Below are 19,442 nucleotides of genomic sequence, written 5' to 3' on the forward strand. Positions count from 1 at the left end.
ACCTCGGCGGGCGCCGCCGCGGGCATCGTCAGCAGCGCCCCGAGGGCGAGGGAGACGACGGCGCTCAGGGTCCGTCTCAGGGGGGAGTGCACGGGCGGATGACCTCCGATGGGGGGTGGATGGGTCGGGTCGGCCCGGATCAGGAGATCCGGATCCGGCCGAGCGTGAGCCAGCCGGGGACGGTCGCGTCCTGTCCGGCGTTGGCGAAGCGGAGCGGCATGCCGCCCCGCAGGGGGTTGGCCGCGCGGAACACGAGCGTGTGCTCGCCGTGCCGCAGGCCCCGGGCGGGCAGACGCGCGGTGAGCTCGGCGGGGACGCCGGGCTTGACGCCGGTCAGCTTCCAGGACGTCGTCCAGGTCCTGGCGATCCGGCCGTCGCGGCCGACGGCGGCCACCTGGAGCGGCCAGTCGTAGTAGAAGGGCGCCACACCGTCGTCCTGGATCCGGATCGCGACGTCGAGATCGCCGCCCCGGTGGCCGGTCCTGACCGCGGTGACGCGCAGCCGGTAACCGAGCGACTTCGCGGCCGTCAGGGCTTCGGCGTAGGCGGCGCCGGTGTGCCCCGGGGCGAAGGCGTAGTGGTCGAGCAGCCACGAGGCGTGCGTCCGGGCGACGCTCCCCGCGAAGTCGCCGTCGCCGTCGGTCACGCAGTCGGACGGTGCGTTGAAGAGGCATCCCTGCAGCTCGGGACGGAGCTCGCCGCCGACGGGGGCGTCCAGCCACTTGCCGGTCGTGCCGGCCTGCTCCATGAGGTCCATGAAGTGCCAGCCGGGCCCCGGCAGGGTGGAATAGGCGAAGGAGTCGTCGTGGTAGCCGATGTCGAGCGCCTTGTTGTCGGTGCTCGGGTAGCGGACCATGAGGCGGGTCGCGTCGAAGGCGTCGTCGAAGGCCTTCAGGACCCTGACCTGCGCGGCCTGGGAGGCGAACCAGTTCTCCGTCCCGGGGTCGCCGTTGTGCGGCCAGGTGTGCCACTCACCCCAGAAGCCCAGCAGGCCGAGCTGGACGAAGCCCGCCCGCGGATCACCGTCGTAGCGGGCGCCCAGCGCGGCGATGAACCGGTCGAGGGCGGCGGCCAGCCGCGGGTCGTCGTAGTCGGGCGACACGCTCCGCCCGTCGTTGCCGAAGTCGTCGTAGGGATGGGTCACCAGCCCCTGGTCGAGCAGGTACCCGGGGACGCCGCTCGGCTTGCCCGGATAGTCCAGGTAGAAGCGGAACGCCGCCTGGTGGCCGCGGCCCGCGATGGCGTCGAGCTGCTCCTCCAGAGCCGTCCAGTCGAAGCTGTCCGGGCCGGTCATCACCGCGTTGACCGGCAGGTAGAACCACTCCATGGAGTGCGGGAACGTCGAGTACGAGCCCGCGTAGGGGATGAACCCCTCCAGCGGGTTGGCGTCCGGGGCGGCCGCGGGGGCCAGCGTCCGCCAGCCCCCGGAGGGGTGCCCTGAGGCCGGTACCGCCGTCGAGAGCGCCGCCGCCGCGGTGAGCACGGCGACGGCCGCGATCCGGGCGCGCCGGGAGATCGGGAGATGGGACATCGAGGTCCTCCAGATGAGAATTGCCCGGGCGCTTATGAGTTGCCCTTGACAAATTTCCGATGAGCCACATCATTATTCGAGAGCGCCGACAAGGCAAGAGGCAACTTGGAGCCGCTCTCGGCCCCACCCCGTCCCCCCAGGAAGAGGCACCTCGATGATCAATAAGAAGCGGATCGGCATGGCGCTGCTGTGCGGCCTGCTCGCGAGCACGACCCTCACGGCGTGCAGCGGCTCGGACGACGGCGGCAAGCCCGGCGGCCCCGTCACGCTGAAGTACTGGCTGTGGGACGACAAGCAGCAGGCCTCGTACCAGTCCTGCGCCGACGCCTTCCACGCCGCGAACCCCGACATCACCGTCCAGATCACCCAGACGGCGTGGGCGCAGTACTGGCAGAACCTGACCACCCAGCTCGCCGCGGGCGACGCCCCCGACGTCTGGACCGACCAGGTCTCCTACTACCCGCAGTTCGTGTCCAGCCAGCAGATCCTCGACATCCAGCCCTTCGTGGACGCCGACAAGGTCGACCTGAGCCAGTACCAGGACGGCCTGGCCGACCTGTGGACCAAGGACGGCAAGCGCTACGGCCTGCCCAAGGACTGGGACACCGAGGCGGTCGTCTACAACAGCGACATGCTCGCCGAGCAGGGCGTCAAGCCCGAGGAACTGGCCGACCTCACCTGGAACCCGGCCGACGGCGGCACCTTCGAGCAGACCATCGCCAAGCTCACCGTCGACGACAAGGGCCGCAACGGCCTCGACCCGGCCTTCGACAAGAGCCACGTCAAGGTCTACGGCTACCTGCCCGAGTGGAACGACGGCTCCCAGGGCCAGAACGGCTGGGGCGAGCTGGCGGCGGCCAACGGCTTCACCTACCTGGACAAGAACCCCTGGGGCAGCGAGTTCAAGTACGACGACCCCAAGCTGGCCGAGACCATCGGCTGGTACAAGGCGCTGACCGACAAGGGCTTCGCGCCCCGCTTCGACAAGCAGTCGACCCTCGGCATCGACGCGGTGATGAACTCGGGCAAGGCCGCCCTGACCATCGCCGGTTCCTGGACGATCAACACCTACCTCGGCGCCGACGCCAAGCAGAAGTTCGCGCTCGCCCCGCTGCCCGTCGGCCCGTCGGGCGTCCGCAAGAGCGCCATCAACGGCCTGTCGGACGCCATCTGGGCGGGCACCAAGAACAAGGACGCCGCCTGGAAGTGGGTCAAGTACCTCGGGTCGGCCGACTGCCAGAACGTCGTCGGCGACAACGCCGTGGTGTTCCCCGCGATCAAGACCGCGACGGACAAGGCACTGGCCGCGCACAAGGCCAAGGGCCGTGACGTGCAGGTCTACGTCGACTACACCAAGACCCCCGGCGGCACGTTCCTGCTCCCGATCACCGACCACGGCACCGAGGTCAGCCAGATCGTCCAGGACGCCCTGCAGTCGGTCATCCTCGGCAAGGCCGAGCCCGCCGAGGCGCTGAAGAAGGCCAACACCCAGGTCAACGGCCTGTTCGGCTGATCGTTCCACCTCTGTCCCGCCCGGCGGGGCTCTATCCCGGAGCCCCGCCGGGCGGTCACCGCTGCTTCTAAGGAGAGCCATGCCCCTGCTCGTCGACCTGGACGGCCGCACCTTCGCGGTCGAACCGACGGGTTCCGAGCCCCCCGAGCCCGTGACCGGAGGCCTGCTGCTGCCTCCCGGCCGGGTCGCGGTCCTGCACGGGCTCGCCGACGCCCTCTTCTACCGCCACGGCCAGAACTCCTGGAGCCCGTGCGGCTGGCGGCGCCTCAGCGAGGCCCCGCTGCGGATCGCCGACCCCCGGCGGCGGCTCACCGCCGACGACACCGTCTGGGACGACCCGGCCCGCCACCATTCCTCGGCCGTCGCCGCGCTCCAGGGTCCGGACGGCCGGGTGCTGCTGCTCGGCTCGCTCGGGCTCGGCACCCCGCGGCTCTCCGCCGACCACGACACCCTCGCCGGCTGGTGCGAGGACGACGGCGCCCCGTGGTTCCTCGCCTACGGGCCCGAGCAGGAGGTGTTCGCGGACTACGCCGGCCATCTGGCCGGCCGGCTGGGCAGCAGCGACCGCCGCGCGGGCAACGTGTGGTGCACCTGGTACGCCTACTACGAGGGCATCACCGAGCAGGTGCTGAACAAGGACGTCGCCGAGCTCGCCGACCTGCCCTTCGACGTCGTCCAGATCGACGACGGCTGGGAGGAGGCCGTCGGCGACTGGCGGCCCAACGCCAAGTTCCCCTCGGGCATGCGCGCCATGGCCGAGCGGATCTCCGCCGCGGGCATGCGGCCGGGGCTGTGGCTCGCCCCCTTCATCGTGCTGCCCTCCTCGCGGACGGCCCGCGAGCACCCCGAGTTCCTGCTGCGCGACGCCGCCGGGGAGCCGGTCGTGGCCGGCCACAACTGGGGCACCGCCTACTGGGCGCTCGACGTGACGCACCCCGGCGTCCGGGAGCACCTCACCGAGCTGATCCACCGGGTGGTCCACGACTGGGGCTTCACCTATCTGAAGCTGGACTTCATCAACGCGGGCGCCGCACCCGGCGTCCGCGCGTCGGGAACGCCCCGCGAGCAGGCCTACCGGGACGCCCTCGCGCTGATCCGGGAGGTCGCGGGCCCGGACGCCTACCTGCTCGGCAGCGGAGGGCTGCTGCTGCCCTCCCTGGGCCTGGTCGACGGGCTGCGCAGCGGCCCCGACGTCGCCCCGCTGTGGACCAACTACGCCAGCGAGGACCCCTCGGACGCGATGGCCTACAACGCCGTCGTGAACACCCTGCACCGGATCTGGCAGACCCCCCTGGCCCAGGTCGATCCCGACGTCGTCTACTTCCGCAGCCGCCTCAACCTGCTGACCGAGACGCAGATGGGCTGGCTGCACGACCTGGCGTCGATCTGCGGGTTCAAGGCGATCTCCGACCCGCCCTCCTGGCTGAGCCCGGGAGAGTTCGAGCGGATGACGGTCTACCTCGCCGAACGGCCGGAGATCGTCCAGGAAGGCCGCTACCGTTTCCTTCTTGACGGCCGTCGCGTCGACTTCACCGACGCACTGAACCCGGGCCAGCAGTATCCGATCTCTTGACGTGCGGCTAGAATTTCACTTTGGTTAAGCATAATTGGGGGTAAGGGTGACCGACTCTGCCGGAGCCGACGTCAGCAAGCTCCGCGAACTCAACTCGCTCAGCATCGTGCGGGCGATGCGGGGCCAGGCGCCCGCGACGGTCACCGAACTCGCCACCCGGACCGGCCTGTCCCGGCCGGGCACCGACGTCGTGGTCCGCGGGCTGGTCACCGACGGTTGGGTGAAGGTCGTCGAACCAGACGGCAGCAGTGTCGGACGCCCTGCCCGCCGCTACCGCTTCAACGCCGGCGCCGGGCACGTGCTCGGCGTCGACGTCGGCGGCCACAAGATCCTCGTGCTGCTCGCCGACCTCGACGGGACGGTCCTCCACCGGCACCGGCTGCCCGTCGAGCCCGACTTGGATCCGGCCGAGCGCCTCGAGGCCGTCGACACCGCCATCGCCCAGTGCCTGGACGCCGCCGGGATCCGGCCCGACCAGATCTGGGCCGTCACGGTCGGGGTGACGGGACCCGTCGACGCGACCGGGCGCACCACCCTGTTCAACTCGCTGCCGGGCTGGGCGAGCGTCGCGCCGGCCGAGCATCTCGCGGCCCGCTTCTCCTGCCCGATTTCGGTCGAGAACGACTGCAAGCTCGCCGCCGTCGCCGAGCGCTGGCAGGGCGCCGCGCAGGACGCCGACGACATCGTCTACCTGCTCGCCGGCATGCGGACCGGCGCCGGTCTCATCCTCGACGGCACCCTGCGGCGCGGCTACGGCGGAGCCGCCGGTGAGATCGGGGCGCTCAAGGCGGTCCGCTGGCTCTCCGCTCCCTCGCACATCGAGAACTGCCCGGGAATGCCCGCGGACGTCCATCCCGACGACAAGGCGGCCTGGGTCTTCGAGCAGGCCCGCCAGGGCGACCGCGACGCCAGGACCGCGCTGCGCCGCTACGTCAAGGATCTCGCGGTCGGGGCCGCGGCCCTCGTCCTGACCCTCGATCCGCAGGTCGTCATCCTCGGCGGCGGCTACTCCCGCTCGGCCGACCTCATCATCGATCCGCTCGCGCAGGAACTGGGCCGCCTGTGCCTGCGGGTGCCGGAGATCCGGGCGTCCGACCTCGGCGCCGACAGCGTCGCCCTCGGCGCGCTGCGCGTCGCCCTGGACGAGATCGACGCCCGGCTGTTCACCGACGGGATGCCCGCCCCGCTCACCGCCGCATCCGACGGCCGGTGAGAGCACGCCGCCTCGGCGGTGAGATCAGTACTGGCCCTGGGGGTCCAGGCCGAGCGCGGACTGGCCGATCATGGTGCCGACGGCGTCCCAGTTCAGGCTGATGTGGCGGCTGACCGCGCTGGTGTCGCGCCAGGCCCGCTGGATCGGGTTGTCCAGCGACAGGCCCTGCCCGCCGGTCGCGCCGTTGACGGCCTCCACCGCCCGGACGGCCAGCGCCACCGCGAACGCCTGCCCGCGCCTGCTGAGCAGGCGCTCCTCCACCGAGACCGCCGTCCCGCCCCGGACGGTCGCGAGCCGCAGCCCGAGATCGCGGAGCAGGAGGTCACGGGCGGCGTCGACGCTCGCGGCCGCCTCGGCGACCCGAAGCTGGACGGTCGCGAACCCGGCGATCCGGCTGCCCGCACCGGCCAGCGCCCCGCGGGTCCGCCGGGTGCCCGCCATGAGCTGGAAGTCCTCCAGCGCCCCGGCCGCGGCGCCCACCGCGACCGCCGCAAGGCAGGACGGGATGTGGCAGAGCATCGGCACCCCGTAGCCGGGGTTCGCCGGGTACAGGGCGGCGCCGGGCGTCGTGCCCGCGGTGATGTCGGACAGGAGCAGGGTCCGGTGGGCGGGGACATGGACGTCCTCCAGCTCCAGGGTCTTGCTGCCGGTCCCGGCGAGCCCCGCGACATGCCAGTCGTCCCGGACGGTGAAGTCGGACGCCGGGACGAGGAAGAACGCCGGTGCCCCGCGGACGCCCTGCTCGGTCGGCAGGAAGGACGCGCACACCGCCCAGGTCGCGTGGTCGCTCCCGCTGGAGAACGACCAGCCGCCGCTGATGCGGTAGCCGCCGTCGTCGTCGCTCCGCGCGATGCCCGTGGGCGCGTAGGAGCCGCAGATCAGGGCGTCGGGATCGTCCTTCCACACCTCGTCCTGCGCCTGCCGGCCGAACCCGGCGAGCAGCCACTGGTGCGCGGCGAACAGGCCGCAGACCCAGCCGGTGGACGGGCAGGCGGCCGACAGGGTGAGGACGTGCCGGACGAGCTCACCGAAGTCGGCCTCCCGGCCGCCGTGGGCGCGCGGCCGCAGCAGGCCGAAGAAGCCGGCGTCGCGGAGCTCCGCGACGGTCTCCGCCGGGACCCGGCGGTCGCGCTCGGTCCGTCCCGCGCGCTCGCGGGCGTTCACGGCGATCGCGGCGATCAGTTCGTCCAGTTCGTGGGGGTCGTTCATCGTGGTTCCTCTCATGCGGGCACCGCGTCGATGGGCTCGCAGCGGCAGTACCGGGTGTCCTGATAGAGCAGCGGCCGTTCGGCGTCGTGCTGGCGAGCCTCCACGACCTCGCCCACGAAGATCGTGTGGGTGCCGTAGGGGACGGTCGCGGTGTTGCGGCAGAACAGGCTGGCCATCCCGTCGGCGAGGAAGCGCAGCCCGTTCTCGGCGGTCCGCCAGTCGCCGACGGCGAACCGCGCCTCGGGCGAGACGGATCCGCTGAAGGCGGCCGAGACCCGCGACTGGTCATGGGCCAGGACGTTCACGCAGAAGCCGGGGCCGCGCAGCATCAGATCGTGCAGAAGGGTCCGCTGGTTGACGCAGACCAGGAGCGCGGGCGGGTCCATCGACAGCGAGGAGACCGCGGTGGCGGTCATGCCGTGCTCGCGGCCGAGGCCCTCCTTGGCGTCGGCCGCGGTGATGACCGTGACGGTCGAGGCGACCCTCCGCATGACCGTGCGGAAGACGCCGGTGAGGTCGCTGGTGTCGGATGACGGCATGTCTGCCCCTCCTTCGGGATTCGGGTCAGGTCTCGGGGAAGCAGGTGAGGCGGGAGAAGCGGGGGAAGAGCGGGACGGCGTTGGCGCCCCCGACCGCCGCGAGCTCGTCGGCGGTGAGGCCGTCGAAGGCGGCCAGGTTGTCGTTGTTGCGCGTCACCGTGGCCTCCGGTGCGAGCGGCCAGTCGGTGCCGAACAGCAGATGGCCGGGGCTCGTGACCTCGAGCGCGGGCCGCAGCGAGTGGGGTCCGCCCGCCAGCGCCGTCTCGTAGTACAGGCCGCGCAGGACGCCCGTGACGTGGGCGGGGTCGATGTCCGCGTCGCCGGGCCCCATCCCCATCACGGTGTGCTCGGCGATCCGCCAGCCGAGCGAGGGCAGCGGCCCGCCGCAGTGGGCCAGGATCAGTTTCAGCCCGGGGTACCGCTGGAACACCCCGGTGTAGATCGCGTTGGTGACGGTGCGGGCGGTGTCGAAGGTGAACTCGACGACCGACGGGGACCGGCCGAAGCCGACGGCGTCCAGGCAGGGCGGATTGCGGGGATGCACGAAGGCGGGCACGCCGCGTTCGTGGATCTCGGCGAGGATCGGCTCGTAGTGGTCGCCGCCCAGGTAGTGGCCGCCCTCGGCGTTGGAGGTGAGCAGGACGCCGTCGAGGTGGAGGACGTCGAGGGCGTGGCGGAGCTCGGCCAGCGCGCTCGCGGAGTCGTCGGCGGGGAGCGAGGCGAAGGCGCCGAACCGGCCGGGGTGCTTCTCGGCGAGCTCCGCGTACTCCTCGTTGACGGCGCGGCAGAACCGGGTCGCCAGGGCGGGGTCCTCCGGGGTCCCGCGGAAGGACCAGGGGGCGGACAGGATCTGGGTCGCGATGCCGTGCCGGTCCATGAAGGCGAGCGCGGCCTCGGTGCTCCACCGCGCCGGGATCTTGTAGCCGCCGGCGAGGGAGAAGCCGGAGGCGAACATCTCCGCCACGGCCGGGCCGAGATAGTGGGAGTGCACGTCGATGCGACGGGCGGTCATGAGGTCTTCCTTCCGTGGGGGACGGGCGGCCGGTTGCGGAGCAGGACGCGTTCGAGCACGCCCATCACCGCGGACGTGAGCAGCCCGAGAACGCCGACGATGGCCAGGCAGGCGAAGACGCCCGCGGAGTCGTAGAGCCGCTGCCGCTCGAGGATCAGATGGCCGACGCCGCCGGTTCCGGCGAGCATCTCGGCGAGCAGCACGACGATGAGGCAGATCGGGGTCGCGACCCGGACGCCCACCATCACCGCGGGCAGCACCCCGGGCGCGATGACCGACACGAGCCGGTGGCCGCGCGACAGGCCCAGCGCCCGTCCCGCGTCGATCCTCACCCGGGGGATGGTGCGGACGGCCTCCTGGGCGTTGAGGACGATCGGCCACATCGCGGTGGCCACGATGACGATCAGGCTCATGGTCGTGGTCGTCCCCAGCAGCAGGACGGCGACGGGCACGGCGGCCGGCGGCGGGAAGGTCCGCAGGAACTCCGTGAGCGGCCCGAACACCCGGCGGGCCAGGGGCGAGGCGCCCAGGACCGTCCCGGCCGCGGCGCCGAGGACGGCCGCGATCGCCAGCGCCGCGGCGAAGACCAGCAGGGTCCGTTCCAGCGAGGGCACCAGCAGGCCGCGCCGCTGGACGGCCTCGGCCGCCTCGAACCACGACGACGGCGGCGGGAAGTTCGCCGAGTCCGGGTCGCCGAGGAGCTGCCACACCACGAGCACGAGGGCCAGCGGGGCCAGCCCGGTGAGCGGCGGGAACAGCGCCGCTCCCTGCCCCCGGCGGAAGAGCGTCATCGTCCCGGTCCCGGTCATGAGGCCTCCCTCGCGAGCACGGCGGGCAGCGCCCGCCGGGAGACGGCGAGCAGGACCGCGTTGAGCACGGTGCCGAGGACCGCGACGCTCAGCACGTAGACCCACATGTCCTCGGGCTGGAGCGCCATCTGCGTCTCGGAGATGGCGGCGCCGAGACCGGCGGGGTTGCCGACCATCTCGGCGAGCACGACGACGATCAGGCTGATCCCGAGCGCGAGCCGCGCTCCGGAGAGGATCAGCGGCGCCGCCGCGGGGAGCATGAGCGACACCACGACCCGCGAGCGCGGCAGCCGCATCTGCCGGGCCACGTCGATCAGCCGCTGCGGGGTGTCCTGCAGCCCGGCGACGACGCTGATCAGCAGCGGCCAGCTCGCCGCGTAGACCGCCACGACGATCTCGGCGGCGGTGGTCGGCCCCAGCACCAGCAGCGCGACGGGCACCAGCGCGACCGCGGGCAGGGTCCTCAGCACCTCGACCGAGGCCATCGACCACCGCCACGCCGTGTGCGAGAGGCCCAGCAGGGTCCCGGCGGCGAGCGCGACGGCCAGGGCGAGCACCCAGGCCAGCAGCGTGACGCCCGTGGTGTGCAGCAGCCGCTCCGCCAGTTCGCCGCCGGCGGCGAGCCCGGCCGCGGCCGAGCCGATGGAGCTGGGCGCGGGGAGGTAGTCGAAGTCCAGGACGCCCCCGCGGATCAGCCCCTCCCAGGCGGCCAGGATCAGCAGCGGGGTGAGGAGCCCGGGCAGGCCGGCCCTGAGCCTCATGGCCGGTCTCCCCAGAGCTCGTCGGCGAGGGCCCGGCGGGCGGCGTTGAACAGCGGCGACTCGCGGGTGTCGAGCCGGTCGCGCTCGCGGGGGAGGCCCGACACCACCTCCCGCACGACGTTCGCCGGTGATCCGCCGAGGACGAGCACCCGGTCGGCGACGTAGACGGCCTCGTCGACGTCGTGGGTGATGAACACGACGGTGAAGCCCGTCTCGCGCTGGAGCTTCAGCAGATCGTCCTGGAGGGTGGCGCGGGTCATCGCGTCCAGCGCCCCGAACGGCTCGTCCAGCAGCAGCACGTCGGGCTCCATCACGAGGGCGCGGGCGATCTGCACCCGCTGCTGCATGCCGCCCGAGAGCTGCCACGGCAGGTCGTCGGCGTTGGCCTCCAGATGGGTCATGGCCAGCGCGCGGGAGACCCGTTCGGCGATCTCCGCCCGGCCGAGCCTGCGCTCGATGCCGAGCGAGACGTTCCGCCGGACGGTCCGCCACGGCAGCAGCGCCTGGCCGTAGTCCTGGAAGACGGTGATCACCCGTTCGACGGGACGGTCGAAGGGCGTTCCGTCCAGCAGGACCCGGCCGGAGCCGGGCCGCAGGACGCCGCCGAGGACGTTCAGCAGGGTGGACTTGCCGGTTCCCGACCGGCCGACCACGCCGACGATCTCACCGCGGCCGATCTCGGCGGAGACCCCGGCCAGGACGGTGCGCTCGCGGCCCTTCACGGTGAAGGCGACCGACACGTCCTCGATCCGGAGGCGGGGGGCGGGGTCCGCGGCGGCGTCGTCCGGCAGGGACAGGCCGGGGGCCCTCGATGATCGTGCGCCCATCTCAGCCGTTCTTCCCGGCCGTGCCGACGAGATCGGAGGGCTTCGGCAGGGTGCCGTTGACCTGGCCGGAGGCCGACACCGCGTCGATCCACGGGGTCAGGGCCTCGGGGGAGATGGAGCTGTCCCAGTCCGGCAGCGGGGCCACGGCCATCACCTGCGGCGGCAACTTCAGCGCGGTGGTCAGGAACGTTCGGGCCTCCTGGTCGTGGGCGGCGACCCAGGTGTCGGCGGCGTCGAGCGCGGCGACGAAGGAGGCGACCTTCTTCGGGTTCTTCTCCGCCCAGGAGCGTCCGGCGATCCACATCCCGGCGACGGCCGGCGAGGCGACCGACAGGAACGGGTCGCCGAGCGCGGTGTGGCCGGCGCCCTTGAGCGCGCCGATGAACGGCTGGATGGTCGCGACGGCGTCGACCCGGCCGGCGTTGAGCTGGTCGAGCATGGTGGGGAAGGGGACCTCGACGAGCGTCACGTCCTTGGCGTCGACGCCGGCCTTCTTCAGCGAGGTCAGCACCGAGAGGTAGAGCGTGCCCGACAGGGACGGGGTCGCGATGCGCTTGCCCTTCAGCCCGGCGAGCGAGGCGATCCTGCCCGCCTTGGCGGCGAAGATCTGGGCCTGGGAGTGCTCGGTGCTGTCGAGGTAGGCCCCGGCGATCACCGTGATGTCGTGGCCCTGGGCGGAGGCCGCGATGACGTCGGCTGGGGTGCCCCAGGCGATGTCGTACTGGCGGCCGAGGCCCGGGGCGAAGGTCGTGATGCTCGTGCTCGGCAGCGCCGAGATCTTCACCTTGAGGCCCTGGGCGGTGAAGCCGCCGTTCTTCTCGGCGATCAGCGGCAGGCTCGGCGGGGCGGCGGGGATGAGCGCGATCCGCACGGGGCCGTCGTCCTTCGTGCCGCCGTCGCCGGAGCAGCCGGCCGTCGCGGTCAGGGCGAGCGCGGCGGCGGCGGCGAGCGCGGTCAGCCGGGTCGATCGGTGCGGTCGGAAGGTGGTGGGGATCATGATCCGGCTCTCCAGGGGTGAGGGGGTGGTGGAGGGATGCCAGGGGACGGGGCGAGCCGCCGTCACCCTTCGGTGAGGATCGGTGCGCGCATCGCCTCGGGGACGAGCGGCTGCTCGGTGAGCGCGGGAGACGCCCAGACGGCGACGGGCAGCTCGCCGGTGCCGGGGACGGGGTCCCAGAAGTACGGGCCGTCGGCGAGGTCGTCCATGTCCGAGTGGTAGTACTCGGCGAACGCCCCGGCGGGGTCCTTGAGGTACCAGAAGTAGTTGGCCGAGGCGCCGTGCCGGCCGAGGCCCCAGGCGTGCCGCTCGGGGTGGTTCTCGATCATGCGGGATCCGCCGTAGCCGACCTCGTCGACGGAGCGGACCTTCCACGCCGTGTGGTGCAGCAGGGTCAGCGGCGCGGGCAGCAGGACGATGTTGTGGTGGTCGGTCTCGAACCGCATGAACGGGCCGCCGATGACGTAGTCGCTCAGCCGCATCCCGATGCCGTCGAGGAAGAAGACCTTGGCGCGCTCGACGTCGGTGCATCCGACGACGACATGGCCGAGCCGCAGCGGCACCACGGGGTCGCGCCGCATGAGGTCGGTGCGGTCGCCGGTGTCCGGGACGCGCGGGGGGTCCTTGGGCAGCCGGGCGGCCACCGACAGCCGGACCGAGACCCCGCTCACCGGCTCCACGGCCGCGATCGCGACGGCGGTGCGGGTCACCGCGACGCCGAGGCCCTCGAGCCGGGCCGCGATCTCCTCGAGGTCGAAGGCCGAGTCGACCCCGATGTGGATCTCGACGACCTCGGCGGCGGGCCCGGCCAGGAGGTGGAGCTGCTCGCCGCCGATCTCGGTGGCGAAGGTGCCGGGCGCGGTCTCCTCGAGGCCGAACTGCCGGTAGAAGGCGCGCGCCGGTTCGAGGTCGGGGACGCGGCGGGTCAGGGAGATGACGTGATGGGCACCCACGGGAGGCCTCCTCTCAGTCGATGTGCCCACACCGTACAATCCATCATTAGTGAATGCAATGCATAATGATGAACGGTATATTGGGCGCATGGTCAGCGATGAACGTCAGGGGATCCAGTCCGTCGAGGTCGCGATGGAGGTCCTCAAGGCACTGGAAGAGGCACGCAGGCCGGTGTCGCTCTCGGCCCTCGCCAAGCTCGCGGGCATGCAGCCGAGCAAGGTGCACCGGTATCTCGTGAGCCTCGTGCGCTCGGGTCTGGCGGCGCAGGAGAAGGCGTCCGGGCTCTACACGCTCGGCACGGCGCTGCGGCGGCTGGGCATCGAGGCGCTGCGGCGCGTCGACGAGGCGGGCATCGCCTCGGAGCATGCCGTCGAGCTGCGGGATCGCACCCAGCACACGGTGTCGCTGTCGACCTGGAGCGACGCGGGGCCCACGCTGATCCGGTGGGACTACGGCGCCTATCCGCTCCCGATCGCGGTGCGCGTCGGCTCGGTGCTGCCGCTGGTCGACTCCTCGGTCGGCCGGGTGTGCGTCGCCTATCTCCCGCAGGCGATCACCAAGCCGGTGCTGCGCGCGCAGGAGCGGCGCGGCGAGGCGCGCGCCTATGGCGACGACGAGCTCGCGGAGATCGTCGAGGACGTCCGGCGTACCCGGATCTCGGTGACCACGGGCGCTATCATCCCGGGTCTCGCGGTGATCGCCGCCCCGGTGTTCGGGCCGGGCAACGGGCTGGCGCTCGTCCTCGGCCTGGCGCTGCCGAGCCGGGAGCTCACGGCCCCCGTCACCCGGCGGCTGAGCGAGGAGCTGCTCGCGGCGAGCAGGCTCATCACCCGTGACCTCGGCGGACGGGAGCAGGACCTGGATCCGGCCTGACCCGTCCGCCGAGGGCCGGCGTCAGGCGTAGGCCTGGCTGATCTGCTTGTACTCGAGGAAGTCGTCGAGGCCGGCGAGACCGCCCAGGCGGCCGATCCCGCTGGCCTTGAACCCGCCCTCCTCGAACTCGACGGCCAGATTGGCCCAGCTGTTGATCGAGATCAGGCCGGCGTCCAGGGCGCGGGCCACGCGCAGGGGGCGGTCGCTGTCGCGGCTCCACACGCAGGCGCTGAGCCCGTAGTCGGTGGCGTTGGCGAGCTCGATCGCCTCCTCCTCGGTGTCGAACCGCTGGACGGTCTGCACGGGGCCGAACGTCTCCGCCTGGACGATCGGCAGGTCGGTGCCCGTCACCTCCAGCAGGGTCGGGTGGTAGAACGCCCCGCCCGCCAGCTCCGGCAGCGTCGAGGGGCCGCCCCGCACGATCGGCCGGGCGCCCGCGGCGATGGCCTCCTCGACGGCGGCGTTCACCCGGGCCACGGCCGCGAGGTCGATCATCGGCCCGATCTCGCTCGTCTCCTGGGCCGCAGGTCCCGGCCGGACGGCCGCCAGCCGGGCGGCGACCGCCTCGATGAGCTCGTCGGCGATCGAGGAGTGCACCAGCACCCGGCTGCCGGTCATGCAGAACTGCCCGGCGAACACGGTCGTGGAGGCCACGATCGTCGGGACCACGGCCGCGAGGTCGGCGTCGTCGAAGACCAGGTGGGGGGTCTTGCCGCCGAGCTCCAGGCTGACGCGCTTGAGGCCGTCGGCGGCGGCGCGGGCGATCAGCCGTCCCGTGTGGGTGCTGCCGGTGAAGCTGATGACCGGGACGAGCGGCGACTCGACCAGCCGGCGCGCCCCGGCGTCACCGGACTCGGTGAAGACGTTCACCGCGCCGCGCGGGATGTCCTCGACGCTCGCGATGATGTCGGCGACGATGGAGCCGGTCTGCGCGGCCTGGGCGGGCATCTTGACCGCCACCGTGCAGCCCGCCGCCAGTGCGGGGGCGATCGCCCGGATGCTGAGGTAGGCGGGGGAGTTCCAGGGCACGATGATCCCCGCGACCCCGACCGGCTGGCGCAGCGACAGCGACTGCACGCCCGGCTTGGTGTCGGCGACCCGGCCCTGGTTCAGCAGGGCGAGCCCCGAGGCGAACCGCAGGGCGCGGACGATGAAGTGGACCTCGTAGCCCGCCTCGTGGGCGAGCTTGCCGTTCTCCCGGCCGAGGCTCTCGATCAGCTCGCCGAGGCGGGCCTCGAACGCGTCGGCCAGATGGCTGAGGGCCGCCGCGCGCCCCATGGCGTCGTGCCGCCAGGTGCTCTCGGCGAAGCAGCGCGTCGCGGCGCCGATCGCGGCGTCCGCGGTGGCGGCGTCGCCGTCGCAGTAGGTGCCGATCGCCTCGCCGGTCGCCGGGTTCACGCTGGTGCGCTCCGGCAGGGAGGCGACGCGCTCGCCGTCGATCAGGTGCAGGATTCGTGGCTTGTCGGTCATGGTGGTGTCTCCTCCGTTGGAGAGGTGGTCAGGAGGCAGGGGGGTATTCGGCTCCGCCGACCCACACGCGCTGGATCGCGCGGGTGGCGCGGATGTCGGCGAGCGGGTCGCCGTCCACGAGGACGAGGTCGGCCCGGTAGCCGGGACGGATCGCGCCGCGGTCGCGCAGCCCGAACGACCGGGCGGGCAGGCAGGTCGCCGACCGCAGGGCCTCGGCGGTGCTGAGCCCGGCCCCGACGAGGAGCTCCAGTTCGTGGTGCAGGCTGGAGCCGAACGCGGGCTGCACGGGGATGCCCGGCGTGTGGTTGGAGTCGGTCCCGGCCAGGATGCGGACACCGGCCTGCCGCAGCGTGGCGACGCCGTCCCTGGCGTTGGCGTAGCTGTAGCCCGGGATCCCGAGCCCGGCGAAACCCTCCATCATGGTCAGCGTCGGCACCGCGATCGTGCCGCTGCCGGCGTAGCGCCCCGCGATGGCGGCGGTGACGGCCGCGTCGAGCGGCACGTGGTGGATCATGTCGACGTTCGCGGTCAGCGCCGTTCCGATGGTGGCGTTCGTGACGGCGTGGGCCATGACGAGCCGGCCGAAGGCGTGCGCCTTCCGGGTGATCGCGGTGAGGGTGGCCTGGTCGAGCCCGGGGGAGTCCACGATCAGCTTGATGTAGTCCGAGCCCTCGGCGATCCGGTCGGTCACGAACTGGTGGGCCTGCTCGGGACCGGTCACGACGCCCGAGGGCGGGAACGTGGGGATCCTGCTCTGCGGGCTGCCGGGCGCGACGGCCGGGGTGCCCGCGCTGCGGATGTCGGTCAGCCCGGGCAGGCCGCGCAGCCCCTGGAAGACCGAGGGCGGGAAGCAGGCCATGTCGAGGCCGGTCGTGACGCCGAAGGACGCGAGCTGCTCCAGGGTGCCCTCGTTCTGGACGTGGATGTGGGAGTCGATCAGACCGGGCAGCAGGGCCGCGCCGCCGCAGTCGACCGTCCGGGCGCCGAAGGCGCTGATCCCGATGAGGCCGTTGTCGATGACCACGGTGCGCGGCGCGCTCAGCACCCGGCCGTCGAACACCCGGACGTTCGTCAGGGCCACCTTCTCGCCGGAGCCCGCGGCCGCCGCGGAACGGGGGGCGGCGTGGGCGGCGCCGGACGCCGCGACGGCCTGGACTCCGGCTGCCGCGGCTCCTATCACCGCGGCGTTCTTGAAGAACTCACGTCGGGTCGATTCGTTGATGCACATCGCCATTGCGCCTTTCTCGGGGGGTGGTGGGGCAGGTGACGATCGCCGTTCCGGTGGGGACTCCGGAACGGAGGGGAAAAGGGTTTCGCGGGGAAGGGCGGCCGCCGTGGCGGCCGTTCCGTGGCCTCTCGTGCGGGGCCGGGAAATGGGTCGTGTCACGCCCCGTCGAGCGGGGCCGGGTGTCCAAGACGACGCGATCGACGTTATCAGCTATATTTGATAACAGCAATGGTCGATCCGTCCGTCCTTCCGGTGGGCGGCGGTCTCAGAAGCCGACGGCCCTGCGGACGACCGCCACCGGGTCGTCGGCGCGGTCTCCGCGCCAGGCCACGTGCTGGTCGGGCCGGACGAGCACCAGGGCCCCGCCCAGCAGCTCCGTCCAGTCGTCGCCGCGCAGGTCCAGCGTCGTCAGCGGCACGCCCTCCGCCTCGGCGGCCCGCACGATCGCCGCGGCCGCGGGCGCGGACAGATCTCCGGCCAGGGTGAACTCCCGGCCGAGACGGTCGTACAGCGACTCGCCGGGGGCGAGCCAGCGGTGCGGCAGCCGGTGCCCGGGCGCCGCACTCGGCCGGTAGAGATCGTCCTGCGGGCCGTCGGCGGCCTTCTCGCCGTCGTCGGTCACGACGATGGGGGAATCCGCGTAGTGGTAGCCGAGGGTCAGCGGCAGGCTGTGGAACTCGCGGTGCTTGCTCGCCTGGACGGCCGCCGCGACACCGGGCAGCGCCAGCTCGAACTGCTCGTCCGTGCCGGTCAGCCGCGGATCCGACAGCTCGGGGGCCAGCGTGCTCATGTTGCGTGCGGCCTCCTCGATGGTCTGCGCGGCCACCGGCCTGCGTTCGGCCTCGTAGCTGTCCAGCAGGGACTCCGGCGCCCAGCCGTTGATCACGGCGGCGAGCTTCCAGCCGAGGTTGACCGCGTCACCGATGCCGGTGTTGAAGCCGTGGCCGCCCCATGGCGGGTTCTGGTGCGCCGAGTCCCCGGCGATGAACATCCGGCCCCGGCCGTAGCGGTCGGCCAGCAGCATCCGCGCCCGCCACGCGTCGGTGGAGAGGATCTCCACCGGGACCTCCGTGCCGATGATGTTGTGCACGAGCTGCGTCGGGCTGAGCGGGGTGACCGCGGCGTCGACGCCCTGGGCGATGCACCACCAGGTGTCGTCGAGGTCGAGCCGGCCCACGAGCCCCGGCTGGTCGGGGTTGAGCACCCAGTAGTGGACGGCGGGCCCGAAGGGCACCAGCCCGGCCAGCTCGGGCGAGCGGAAGACGATGCTGAGATTGGGACGGCTGGTGTCCACTCCCACGTAGCGGCCGCCCATGGCGTTGCGGACCACGCTCCGGCCGCCTTCGCAGCCCACCACGTAGGCCGCGTGGACGCGCTTCAGCGCCCCGGCCTGGTCGGCGATCTCGACCACGACGCCCTCGTCCGCCGGTTCGACGGCCACGACCCGCCCGCCGAGGACGAGCCGCGGCCCGACGGCCTCCCTGAGCACCTCCTCCACCAGGGGCTGGGGTACCTGCTGCCCCGGTTCGGCGGCCAGGTCGGAGCCGGTGAGATCGAGTCCGAGACAGCCGGAGAACCGGGTGATCTCCCGGCCGGAGAGTCCCGTGCAGAAGACGGCCTCGTCCGACCAGGAGACGGGCAGGGGAGCGCGTTCGCGCAGCGTCCCGGCCAGGCCCCAGCGGCGGAAGTGCTCCATCGACCTGGTGGAGGTGGTCTTGGCCCGCGGGCGCAGCCACGACACCTCCTCACGGGGCTCGATGACGACACTGGAGACACCGTGGTGTTCCAGTTCCATGGCGAGGGCGAGCCCGACGGGCCCGCCGCCCGCGATCACGACCGGAAGGCGCTCCGGAAGATCGGCGACTAGCGGCATGAGCACCTCAATCTCTAGCTGTTATCACATATATCTGTTAGCTTATAGCAGGGAGACGCGGGTCACCAATACCCACCCCGGTCCGCGAAGTCAGGAGATCTCCATGGAAGAGCGAATCGTCACCGCAGACGGCGTTCCCGTCGCGACGCATTATCGTCAGCCCGCTTTCGAGGCCGAGGGGACACCGCTTCTCGTGGGTCTGCACGGCGGCACCTATACCAGCGCGTATTTCGACGTTCCGGGCGGTCCGCTCGGCTCGTTCGCCGACATCGCGGCCAGGAACGGGTTCGCGTTCCTCGCCGTCGACCGTCCCGGATACGGGGGCAGCGGGGAACTGGCCGAGGAGGACAACCACTTCCACCGCCAGGCCGAGATCCTCGACGCCGTCATCGGGCGCCGGGTCGCCGAGCTCGGGGCCGAGAGCGTGATCCTGGTCGGCCACTCCATCGGCGGGATGATCGCCCTGGAGGTCGCCGCCCGGCGCCCGCTGTGGCCGCTGGACGGCGTGAGCGTGACCGGCATGGGCGCCCGGATCCCCGCGGGGGGAGCCTCGGAGCAGCTCGCGGCCATCCCCGTCAGCGGGATCATCGACCTTCCGGTCCCCGAGCGCGACGCCGTCATGTTCGGTCCCGAGGGCACCTTCACCGAGGCCGCCCGGGAGGCCGCCCACGGCTCGTACGCGCCGACCCCGATGATCGAGCTGAAGCGGGCCCCGCTGTGGGCGCGCGAGCGGCTGTCGAAGGTCGCCTCGCAGGTGGAGGTGCCGGTCCACAACGAGCTGGCCGAGCACGACGCGCTGTGGGACACCTCGCCGGCCGCGCTGGCCGACTTCGTCGAGTACTTCGCCGACGGTCCCGGCGCCACCGCGGCGATCGCCCCCTCGGTCGGGCACTCGCTCGACCACCACCTGCTGGGGGCGGCCCTCCACCTCCGCCAGCTGGCCTTCGCCCACACCTGCCGGACGTCCCGGGGGATCAAGGCCCACTGAGCCGGGCCCGCACGAGAACGGCCGTGGCGGGGGATTCCCCGTCACGGCCGTTCCGTGTTCCCACCGGAGGGT

17 protein-coding genes are annotated in these 19,442 nt (G+C 72.4%); 5 read left to right on the forward strand and 12 right to left on the reverse strand.

What is annotated here, in order from left to right:
* Positions 1-139 precede the first annotated feature (139 nt).
* Positions 140-1,531 carry a hypothetical protein gene (locus ABD785_RS27210; protein ID WP_344833710.1) on the reverse strand — a complete coding sequence of 464 codons (1,392 nt, stop codon included), beginning with the start codon at positions 1,529-1,531 and terminating at the stop codon, positions 140-142.
* A gap of 154 nt (positions 1,532-1,685) precedes the next feature.
* Between ABD785_RS27210 and ABD785_RS27215 the strand changes: the two genes are divergently transcribed.
* From ABD785_RS27215 to ABD785_RS27225, 3 genes are all read left to right on the forward strand, one after another.
* Positions 1,686-3,044: an ABC transporter substrate-binding protein gene (locus ABD785_RS27215; protein WP_344833713.1), complete on the forward strand. Its 1,359-nt coding sequence runs from the start codon at positions 1,686-1,688 to the stop codon at positions 3,042-3,044.
* Between the two features lie 79 nt (positions 3,045-3,123).
* Positions 3,124-4,617, forward strand: a complete 1,494-nt coding sequence (locus tag ABD785_RS27220; protein WP_344833715.1) for a glycoside hydrolase family 36 protein — start codon at positions 3,124-3,126, stop codon at positions 4,615-4,617.
* Between the two features lie 46 nt (positions 4,618-4,663).
* Positions 4,664-5,830: an ROK family transcriptional regulator gene (locus tag ABD785_RS27225; RefSeq protein WP_344833718.1), complete on the forward strand. Its 1,167-nt coding sequence runs from the start codon at positions 4,664-4,666 to the stop codon at positions 5,828-5,830.
* A gap of 24 nt (positions 5,831-5,854) precedes the next feature.
* Here ABD785_RS27225 and ABD785_RS27230 read toward each other — a convergent pair whose 3' ends face one another.
* The 8 genes from ABD785_RS27230 to ABD785_RS27265 are packed head-to-tail and all read right to left on the reverse strand — an operon-like array spanning position 5,855 to position 12,937.
* Positions 5,855-7,039 carry an acyl-CoA dehydrogenase family protein gene (locus ABD785_RS27230; protein ID WP_344833721.1) on the reverse strand — a complete coding sequence of 395 codons (1,185 nt, stop codon included), beginning with the start codon at positions 7,037-7,039 and terminating at the stop codon, positions 5,855-5,857.
* Positions 7,040-7,050: 11 nt separating this feature from the next.
* Entirely contained in the window at positions 7,051-7,578 is a 528-nt protein-coding gene (locus ABD785_RS27235; RefSeq protein ID WP_344833724.1) for a flavin reductase family protein, read from the reverse strand.
* 25 nt (positions 7,579-7,603) lie between these two features.
* Positions 7,604-8,590, reverse strand: a complete 987-nt coding sequence (locus tag ABD785_RS27240) for an amidohydrolase family protein (RefSeq protein WP_344833727.1) — start codon at positions 8,588-8,590, stop codon at positions 7,604-7,606.
* Positions 8,587-9,399 carry an ABC transporter permease gene (locus ABD785_RS27245; protein ID WP_344833729.1) on the reverse strand — a complete coding sequence of 271 codons (813 nt, stop codon included), beginning with the start codon at positions 9,397-9,399 and terminating at the stop codon, positions 8,587-8,589. Before ABD785_RS27245 ends, ABD785_RS27240 begins: the two co-directional genes overlap by 4 nt.
* Positions 9,396-10,160, reverse strand: a complete 765-nt coding sequence (locus tag ABD785_RS27250; protein ID WP_344833732.1) for an ABC transporter permease — start codon at positions 10,158-10,160, stop codon at positions 9,396-9,398. The genes ABD785_RS27245 and ABD785_RS27250 overlap by 4 nt, the downstream gene beginning before the upstream one ends.
* Positions 10,157-10,987, reverse strand: a complete 831-nt coding sequence (locus tag ABD785_RS27255; protein ID WP_344833734.1) for an ABC transporter ATP-binding protein — start codon at positions 10,985-10,987, stop codon at positions 10,157-10,159. Before ABD785_RS27255 ends, ABD785_RS27250 begins: the two co-directional genes overlap by 4 nt.
* Before the next feature lies 1 nt (position 10,988).
* Complete coding sequence (locus tag ABD785_RS27260) at positions 10,989-12,050, reverse strand: ABC transporter substrate-binding protein (protein WP_344833737.1); 1,062 nt, start codon at positions 12,048-12,050, stop codon at positions 10,989-10,991.
* Positions 12,047-12,937: a VOC family protein gene (locus ABD785_RS27265; RefSeq protein ID WP_344833739.1), complete on the reverse strand. Its 891-nt coding sequence runs from the start codon at positions 12,935-12,937 to the stop codon at positions 12,047-12,049. The genes ABD785_RS27260 and ABD785_RS27265 overlap by 4 nt, the downstream gene beginning before the upstream one ends.
* Before the next feature lie 88 nt (positions 12,938-13,025).
* Between ABD785_RS27265 and ABD785_RS27270 the strand changes: the two genes are divergently transcribed.
* Positions 13,026-13,811 carry an IclR family transcriptional regulator gene (locus ABD785_RS27270; RefSeq protein ID WP_344833742.1) on the forward strand — a complete coding sequence of 262 codons (786 nt, stop codon included), beginning with the start codon at positions 13,026-13,028 and terminating at the stop codon, positions 13,809-13,811.
* 21 nt (positions 13,812-13,832) lie between these two features.
* On the opposite strand, the gene ABD785_RS27275 is transcribed toward ABD785_RS27270, so the two are convergent.
* The 3 genes from ABD785_RS27275 to ABD785_RS27285 form a co-directional block, all read right to left on the reverse strand.
* Entirely contained in the window at positions 13,833-15,281 is a 1,449-nt protein-coding gene (locus tag ABD785_RS27275) for an aldehyde dehydrogenase family protein (protein ID WP_344833744.1), read from the reverse strand.
* Between the two features lie 28 nt (positions 15,282-15,309).
* Complete coding sequence (locus ABD785_RS27280; protein WP_344833746.1) at positions 15,310-16,509, reverse strand: amidohydrolase family protein; 1,200 nt, start codon at positions 16,507-16,509, stop codon at positions 15,310-15,312.
* Between the two features lie 265 nt (positions 16,510-16,774).
* Positions 16,775-18,382 (reverse strand): FAD-dependent monooxygenase, encoded by a 1,608-nt coding sequence (locus ABD785_RS27285; RefSeq protein ID WP_344833748.1) that lies wholly within the window; start codon positions 18,380-18,382, stop codon positions 16,775-16,777.
* Between the two features lie 103 nt (positions 18,383-18,485).
* Between ABD785_RS27285 and ABD785_RS27290 the strand changes: the two genes are divergently transcribed.
* On the forward strand, positions 18,486-19,370 hold the full coding sequence (locus ABD785_RS27290; RefSeq protein WP_344833750.1) for an alpha/beta hydrolase: 885 nt from the start codon (positions 18,486-18,488) through the stop codon (positions 19,368-19,370).
* The last annotated feature ends 72 nt before the right edge of the window (positions 19,371-19,442 follow it).

Source organism: Actinocorallia longicatena (assembly GCF_039534125.1).
GTDB classification, from domain to species: Bacteria; Actinomycetota; Actinomycetes; order Streptosporangiales; family Streptosporangiaceae; genus Actinocorallia; species Actinocorallia longicatena.

Coding starts and splice junctions, on each gene's coding strand:
- ABD785_RS27210 (WP_344833710.1), bottom strand. CDS start 1,531: ATGTCCCATCTCCCGATCTCCCGGCGCGCCCGGATCGCGGCCGTCGCC.
- ABD785_RS27215 (WP_344833713.1), top strand. CDS start 1,686: ATGATCAATAAGAAGCGGATCGGCATGGCGCTGCTGTGCGGCCTGCTC.
- ABD785_RS27220 (WP_344833715.1), top strand. CDS start 3,124: ATGCCCCTGCTCGTCGACCTGGACGGCCGCACCTTCGCGGTCGAACCG.
- ABD785_RS27230 (WP_344833721.1), bottom strand. CDS start 7,039: ATGAACGACCCCCACGAACTGGACGAACTGATCGCCGCGATCGCCGTG.
- ABD785_RS27235 (WP_344833724.1), bottom strand. CDS start 7,578: ATGCCGTCATCCGACACCAGCGACCTCACCGGCGTCTTCCGCACGGTC.
- ABD785_RS27240 (WP_344833727.1), bottom strand. CDS start 8,590: ATGACCGCCCGTCGCATCGACGTGCACTCCCACTATCTCGGCCCGGCC.
- ABD785_RS27245 (WP_344833729.1), bottom strand. CDS start 9,399: ATGACCGGGACCGGGACGATGACGCTCTTCCGCCGGGGGCAGGGAGCG.
- ABD785_RS27250 (WP_344833732.1), bottom strand. CDS start 10,160: ATGAGGCTCAGGGCCGGCCTGCCCGGGCTCCTCACCCCGCTGCTGATC.
- ABD785_RS27255 (WP_344833734.1), bottom strand. CDS start 10,987: ATGGGCGCACGATCATCGAGGGCCCCCGGCCTGTCCCTGCCGGACGAC.
- ABD785_RS27270 (WP_344833742.1), top strand. CDS start 13,026: ATGGTCAGCGATGAACGTCAGGGGATCCAGTCCGTCGAGGTCGCGATG.
- ABD785_RS27275 (WP_344833744.1), bottom strand. CDS start 15,281: ATGACCGACAAGCCACGAATCCTGCACCTGATCGACGGCGAGCGCGTC.
- ABD785_RS27280 (WP_344833746.1), bottom strand. CDS start 16,509: ATGTGCATCAACGAATCGACCCGACGTGAGTTCTTCAAGAACGCCGCG.
- ABD785_RS27285 (WP_344833748.1), bottom strand. CDS start 18,382: ATGCCGCTAGTCGCCGATCTTCCGGAGCGCCTTCCGGTCGTGATCGCG.
- ABD785_RS27290 (WP_344833750.1), top strand. CDS start 18,486: ATGGAAGAGCGAATCGTCACCGCAGACGGCGTTCCCGTCGCGACGCAT.